Here is a 7,022-nt window from a genome sequence, read left to right on the forward strand (position 1 = left end):
GCGGCGGGGTCGGGGCCGTCTCCTGGCTCACAGCGCGGTGCTCCTGCCTGGCCCGGGCGGGCCGAAGGGGTCGTACGGGACGGGCCGGCGGGCATGCGGCGGCCGGCCGGGGCGCGGCGGCGGCCCACCGAGCATATGCAACGGCTCAGCCCGCCTGGCTCCAGGCACCGAACGGGGCGCCGGGCACCGGCTGGCGGGCGGAGTACAGGTGGCCGTCGCAGCCGACGCCCTCGGCGACCAGCCGGCCGTCCCGGTCGGTCGCCAGCGCGGGGGTGTGCGCGAGCAGCGGGCCGTCGTGCTGCCAGTCCCGGCCGTCGGCGCGCAGCGCGGTCCGCCCGCGGTCGTCGCGGACGGCCATCGCGCCGTCCGCGGTGGCGATCCGGCCGAAGCCGCCGGGCGGCGCCGACTCGGCCACCACCCGCCACGCCTCGGACCCGGGCGCCCGCTCGGCGGTGAGCACCCGGGCGCTCTTCGGCTCGCGGAAGCGCACCCGCAGCGCGCCCTCCTCGCCCAGCTCGGCAGTGACCGGGCCGCCCGGCACCGGCAGCCCGGTCGGCGGCGCCGGCCGCAGCGGGCCGCCGGGCACGTCCGAGGCCCAGTGCACGACGGTGCGCGGACCGGTCGCGAAGACGTGGGTGTTGCCGTAGCCGTCGACGACCGCGCCCAGGCCGTCCTGGACACCGCCGCCGGCGTGCGGCGGCAGGGTCAGCGCCGTCCACGCCTCCCCGGGGCCGGAGAGGGTCCGGACGGCGACCGTGCCGCCCCAGGTGCGGGCCGCGACCTGCACGGTGCCGTCCGCCAGGGCGAGCCCGACCGGGTAGCCGAACTCCATCGAGCGCACCGGGTCCTCGCCGTCCGGGGCGCCGAGGCTCTCCCACGGACCGAAGGAGTCCCGGCCGGTCTGCACGGCGGTGACGATCTCGCGGCGGTGCTCGTCGGCCGCGTAGCGCAGCATGGTGCGCACGCCGAGCAGGCGTATCAGCCCGTCGCCCTGCCGGAAGGCCTGCACCTGCCCCTCCAGCCCGGTGCCGGCGAGCCGCCGCGGCCCGTCCCAGCCCCGCGGCGACTGCGTCCACTGCACCGCGGCGCCGTTGAGCAGGCCGAACGCGGCCAGCCGCCCGTCGGACAGCGGCACCAGCCAGGCGCCGCTGCCCGGGGCGCGGTACCGGGTGGACTGCGCCCAGCCGTTGCGCAGCGCGCCGGCCCCGACCTTGCGGTCGCCGCAGCCGGCCGGGTCGCCGCAGCGCCGGTTGTCGGCCCAGCCGTAGCTGTTCAGCGCGAGCACCTTGCGGCCGACGGCGGCCTGGTCGAGGTTGTGCGGCAGCGCGGCGTTCACGTAGCCGAGGTAGTGCTCGACGGTGGCGTTCCTCGCCCGGTCGCCGGCCCAGTGCCGGGCGAGCGCGGCCTGCGCGAAGTACGCGGAGTAGGTGTGGTCCTGGTGGTCCAGGTAGACGTGGCCGCTGCGCGGGTCCTTCGGCGGCTTGGGGGAGTGGTCCGGGTTCGGGTCGAGGGTGCGGACCACGGTCGGGCGGTAGTGGTCGAGGACGGAGTGCAGCGTGGCGATCAGCTGCTCCCGGCTGTAGCCGGCGCCGGCGGGCAGTCCGCTGCGCACCGGCGGCAGGGTTTCGAGGGCCTCCGTCTCGCCGAGCCACAGGCCGCGCAGGCTCGCGGCGCGCGGCAGGCTGACCGAGCGGGCCTCGACCAGGGCGAGCAGGATCAGCTGCACCTGGGGCGCGGCCCGCAGGGTGTGCTGCTCGACCAGCCGGCCGTCCAGGTAGCTGACCAGCGACACGTCCCAGGGGCTGTTCTCGTCGCCGGTGGCGAGCAGCGCGAGGGCGGCGGTCAGTCCGTTGATCCGGGCGCGGGTGTAGGCCGGCCGGTCGGCGCGGACGACCCGGCCGAGCTCGGTGTGCAGCACGTTGCGGCCGTCGGACTCGCCGTCGGTGAGGCAGACCGTGACACAGGCGGCGCCGGAGGCCAGTGCGTGGTCGAGGTCCGGATTCATGAAGTAGAGATTGTCGTCCGGATGTGCGATGACGTGCACGAACGACTGTGTGATGCTGTGATGTGCGACACCGGTCACCTGTGCCGGCCCGAGCGGCTCCGGCTCCTTCGGCCGGTCCTCCCGGACCGCCAGGCCGACGCCGCAGCCCACCGCGGGCAGTGCCAGCGCCCCACCGGTCAGCCAGAGCGCGCGGCGTCTGCTGATCCGACCCCCCATAGTGCTTTCCCCCGTGAATTCCCCGTGTAGATCTGTCGGATTTTAACGGAGCGGTCCGGTACGGCTCCGTACCCCCCTTTGTCGCCGGCCCGTCCCCGAATGTCCGGATCCTGGACGCGAGATGTCAGTGGCTGGGACGCGGAGTAGGGTCCTGAGCATGTCTCGCAGCCTTCGTCTCGCAGTGATCCCCGGTGACGGCATCGGCCAGGAAGTGGTGGCCGAGGGCCTCAAGGTGCTGAGCGCCGCCCTCCCCGCCGACGTGAAGCTGGAGACCACCGAGTACGACCTCGGTGCCCGTCTCTACCACCGCACCGGCGAGACCCTGCCGGACGCCGTCCTGGAGGAGCTCAAGGACCGCGACGCGATCCTGCTCGGCGCCATCGGCGACCCCAGCGTCCCGTCCGGCGTCCTGGAGCGCGGCCTGCTCCTCAAGCTCCGCTTCGCCTTCGACCACCACATCAACCTCCGCCCGGGCAAGCTCTTCCCCGGTGTGAAGTCCCCGCTGGCCGGCGACCCGCAGATCGACTTCGTGGTCGTCCGCGAGGGCACCGAGGGCCCCTACGTCGGCAACGGCGGCACCCTGCGCGCCGGCACCGAGCAGGAGGTGGCCACCGAGGTCAGCCTCAACACCGCCTTCGGCATCGAGCGGGTCGTCCGCGACGCCTACCGCCGCGCCCAGGCCCGCCCCCGCAAGAAGCTCACCCTCGTCCACAAGAACAACGTGCTGGTCCACGCCGGCCACCTGTGGACGCGGATCTTCCAGGAGGTCGGCCGGGAGTTCCCCGAGGTCACCACCGACTACCTGCACGTCGACGCGGCGACGATCTTCTTCGTCACCCAGCCCGAGCGCTTCGACGTGATCGTCACCGACAACCTGTTCGGCGACATCCTCACCGACCTCGCCGCGGCCGTCACCGGCGGCATCGGCCTGGCGGCCTCCGGCAACATCAACCCCACCGGCGCGTTCCCGTCGATGTTCGAGCCCGTCCACGGCTCCGCCCCCGACATCGCGGGCCAGGGCAAGGCCGACCCGACCGCCACCGTGCTGTCCGTCGCCATGCTGCTGGAGCACCTCGGCTACACCGCCGAGGCCGCGAAGGTCGAGGCCGCCGTCGCCGCGGACCTCGCCGAGCGCACCGGCGCCCGCTCCACCTCCGAGGTCGGCGACGCGCTCGCCGCCCGAGTATCCGGCTGACGGGCCGGGAACAGCACAGGGTTCCTGCCCGAAGGGCCGGAACCGCACAGCACGACAGCCGACCGGCTGTTCGGCACGGCCCTCTGGATGCGAGTATCGACAGTGGGCCGTGCCGTCGTGCGTTCTACCCCTTCGGCGGAGGCGGCCCGGACCAACCCCACGGTGAAGGACAGACAGTCATGAGTACGCCCACCCAGGCGCCCATCACGTTCGAGCTCAAGCCCTCCGCGCACCCGCTGTCCGACGCGGAGCGCGAGGCCCGGCTGGCCAACCCCGGCTTCGGCCGGATCTTCACCGACCACATGGTCACCATCCGGTGGACGGAGGGTCTGGGCTGGCACGACGCCCAGCTCACGCCGTACGCGCCGCTGGAGATCGACCCGGCCAACATGACGCTGCACTACGGCCAGTCGATCTTCGAGGGCCTCAAGGCCTACCGGCAGGCCGACGGCTCCATCGCCACCTTCCGCCCCGAGGCCAACGCCGCCCGCTTCCAGGCCTCCGCCCGCCGGCTCGCCATGCCCGAGCTGCCGGTCGAGACCTTCGTCGAGGCCGTCGAGCTGCTCGTCCAGCAGGAGCAGGGCTGGGTGCCGAACCAGCCCGAGCAGAGCCTCTACCTGCGGCCGTTCATGTTCGCCACCGAGGTCGGCCTGGGCGTCCGCCCGGCCAACTCCTACCTCTTCATGATCATCGCCTCGCCGGCCGGCGCGTACTTCCCCGGCGGCATCAAGCCGGTCTCCGTCTGGCTCTCCGAGGAGTACGTCCGGGCCGCGCCGGGCGGCACCGGCGCCGCCAAGTGCGCCGGCAACTACGCCGCCTCGCTGATCGCCCAGGCCCAGGCCGCCGAGAAGGGCTGCGACCAGGTCGTCTGGCTCGACGCCGCCGAGCACCGGTGGATCGAGGAGATGGGCGGCATGAACCTCTACTTCGTCTTCGGCGAGGGCGAGGACGCCAGGATCGTCACCCCCGAGCTGTCCGGCGCCCTCCTCCCCGGCATCACCCGGGACTCGCTGCTCCAGCTCGCCTCCGACCTCGGCTACGCGGTCGAGGAGCGGCGGATCTCCACCGACGAGTGGAAGCAGGGCAACGCCGACGGCACCCTCACCGAGGTGTTCGCCTGCGGCACCGCCGCCGTCATCACGCCGGTCGGCTCCGTGAAGTCCGCCCGCGGCGACTGGACGGTCGGCAAGGGCGAGCCCGGCCCGACCACCATGGAGCTCCGCAAGGCCCTCCTCGCCATCCAGGGCGGCCAGGCCCCGGACACCCACAACTGGCTCCACAAGATCGTCTGACCTTTTCGGAGTGGTTGACCACGCCAGGGGCGCGGGGGAACTGCGCGCTACGGAAGGAACGGACCGCACTCGGGCCCGGACGGCGAGTTGCACCGTCTGTCCGACCCCGGCTGCGGGTGATGTCCTCCCGGCTCGCGCAGTTCTCCCCCAGCCTTCGGCCGGGAGGTGCCCCCACGCGCCCCTGTGGTTCACCACCTGCTGCCAGCAGGCGTGTCTCGGTATGCGGATGGTCCGGGCCGGATGGCGGATGGTGTGCCAGACTGCCAGTGTGTCCTCGCTTTCGCTGATCATTAGCAGCAGGCGCGCCGGTCCGCAGTGACCGCTCCGCACCACCCCGTTGCGGAGCGACCACGAGCGTCCAGACCCGCGCGCAGACCTCTCGCACCCGCGAGGGGTCTTTTGTTTTGCCCCGGACCGGCCCCGGCCCCCACAAGGAGCCCGGAGACACCGGGGAGCGCGCGGGATGCTGGACAGTGGAGCCGGATCCCACCGGCAACAGCAGTACTCCACCGAACGGAGAACCCAGGGCCATGACCGAGGCCAGCGACCACCCCAACGACAGCTTCCACGTCTTCGACACCACGCTGCGCGACGGCGCCCAGCGCGAGGGCATCAACCTCACCGTCGCGGACAAGCTGACCATCGCCCGGCACCTGGACGAGTTCGGCGTCGGCTTCATCGAGGGCGGCTGGCCCGGCGCCAACCCCCGCGACACCGAGTTCTTCGCCCGGGCGGCGGCCGAACTCGACCTCAAGCACGCCCAGTTGGTCGCGTTCGGGGCGACCCGCCGGGCCGGTGGCCGGGCGGCGGACGACCCGCAGCTGGCCGCCCTCGTCAACTCCGGTGCCCCGGTGGTCACCCTGGTCGCCAAGTCGCACGACCGGCACGTGGAGCTGGCCCTGCGCACCACCCTGGACGAGAACCTGGAGATGGTCCGGGACAGCGTCGAGTACCTGCGCTCGCAGGGGCGGCGGGTGTTCATCGACTGCGAGCACTTCTTCGACGGCTACAAGGCGAACCCGGAGTACGCCCTGGCGGTGGTCTCCACCGCGCACCGCGCCGGCGCCGACGTGGTGGTGCTCTGCGACACCAACGGCGGCATGCTGCCGCTGGGCGTCCGCGAGACCGTCGCCGAGGTGCTCGCCAGGACGGGGGCCCGGATCGGCATCCACGCGCAGGACGACACCGGCTGCGCGGTCGCCAACACGCTGGCCGCGGTGGACGCCGGCGCGACCCACGTGCAGTGCACCGCCAACGGCTACGGCGAGCGGGTCGGCAACGCCAACCTCTTCCCGGTGGTCGGCGCGCTGGAGATCAAGTACGGCCGCCGGGTGCTGCCCGAGGGCCGGCTCGCCGAGATGACCCGGATCTCGCACGCCGTCGCCGAGGTGGTCAACCTCGCACCGTCCACCCACCAGCCGTACGTGGGCTTCTCGGCCTTCGCGCACAAGGCGGGCCTGCACGCCTCCGCGATCAAGGTGGACCCGGACCTGTACCAGCACATCGACCCGGAGCTGGTCGGCAACACCATGCGGATGCTGGTCTCCGACATGGCCGGCCGGGCCTCCGTCGAGCTCAAGGGCAAGGAGCTCGGCTACGACCTGTCCGAGGACCGGGACCTGGTCGGCCGGGTGGTCGCCAAGGTCAAGGAGCAGGAGAACCAGGGCTATACCTACGAGGCCGCCGACGCCTCCTTCGAGCTGCTGCTCCGTGACGAGGTGCGCGGCCGCCGCGAGCGCTTCTTCAGCCTGGAGTCCTGGCGGACCATCAGCGAGCAGCGCGCGGACGGCGCCCCGGGCAACGAGGCCACGGTGAAGCTCTGGGCGAAGGGCGAGCGCCGGATCGCCACCGGCGAGGGCAACGGCCCGGTCGACGCCCTGGACAGGGCGCTGCGCACCGCGCTGGAGCGGATCTACCCGCAGCTCGCGAAGCTGGAGCTGGTGGACTACAAGGTCCGCATCCTGGAGGGCCAGCACGGCACCGGCTCCAAGACCCGGGTCCTGGTGGAGTCCGGGGACGGGGTGGCGTCCTGGTCCACGGTCGGTGTCGCGGACAACGTGATCGCGGCCTCCTGGCGGGCCCTGGAGGACGCCTACACCTACGGGCTGCTGCGGGCCGGACTGGTGCCGGAGGAGACGGAATGAGGCTTCCGCGACGCCCGGGGCTCTTGGAGCACGAGGGGGCGTGAGAACGCCGGAGGGGGCGCGGTTTCCGCGCCCCCTCCGGGGTGTCCGGCCCCTCCGTGGGCCCGTGCCTCAGCGGAGGCGGGCCAGGAGGGCGTGCTCGACGAGGGTGATGAGGGCGCTCTTGGCGC

The 7,022-nt window shown here is 73.1% G+C and carries 4 protein-coding genes; 3 read left to right on the plus strand and 1 reads right to left on the minus strand.

The features are described from left to right. Positions 1–145 precede the first annotated feature (145 nt). A complete protein-coding gene (locus tag ABD353_RS38870; RefSeq protein WP_344628451.1) occupies positions 146–2,221 on the minus strand; it encodes a PIG-L family deacetylase in 2,076 nt (691 codons plus the stop codon). A gap of 157 nt (positions 2,222–2,378) precedes the next feature. Between ABD353_RS38870 and ABD353_RS38875 the strand changes: the two genes are divergently transcribed. The 3 genes from ABD353_RS38875 (at position 2,379) to cimA (ending at position 6,852) form a co-directional block, all read left to right on the plus strand. Next, the gene (locus tag ABD353_RS38875; protein WP_344628452.1) at positions 2,379–3,416 is read left to right on the plus strand and encodes a 3-isopropylmalate dehydrogenase; all 1,038 of its coding nucleotides are present in this window, start codon (positions 2,379–2,381) and stop codon (positions 3,414–3,416) included. Positions 3,417–3,595: 179 nt separating this feature from the next. Next, positions 3,596–4,708 (plus strand): branched-chain amino acid aminotransferase, encoded by a 1,113-nt coding sequence (locus tag ABD353_RS38880; protein WP_344628453.1) that lies wholly within the window; start codon positions 3,596–3,598, stop codon positions 4,706–4,708. A 530-nt stretch (positions 4,709–5,238) separates the two neighbouring features. Beyond that, entirely contained in the window at positions 5,239–6,852 is a 1,614-nt protein-coding gene (cimA, locus tag ABD353_RS38885; protein ID WP_344628454.1) for a citramalate synthase, read from the plus strand. Positions 6,853–7,022 lie beyond the last annotated feature (170 nt).

Origin of the sequence: Kitasatospora arboriphila (genome assembly GCF_039528095.1) — a bacterium.
Classification (GTDB): Bacteria; Actinomycetota; Actinomycetes; order Streptomycetales; family Streptomycetaceae; genus Kitasatospora; species Kitasatospora arboriphila.

Bases quoted from the DNA above. Each gene is read 5' to 3' on its own strand.
- ABD353_RS38870 (WP_344628451.1), bottom strand. From the start codon at position 2,221: ATGGGGGGTCGGATCAGCAGACGCCGCGCGCTCTGGCTGACCGGTGGG.
- cimA (WP_344628454.1), top strand. From the start codon at position 5,239: ATGACCGAGGCCAGCGACCACCCCAACGACAGCTTCCACGTCTTCGAC.
- ABD353_RS38880 (WP_344628453.1), top strand. From the start codon at position 3,596: ATGAGTACGCCCACCCAGGCGCCCATCACGTTCGAGCTCAAGCCCTCC.
- ABD353_RS38875 (WP_344628452.1), top strand. From the start codon at position 2,379: ATGTCTCGCAGCCTTCGTCTCGCAGTGATCCCCGGTGACGGCATCGGC.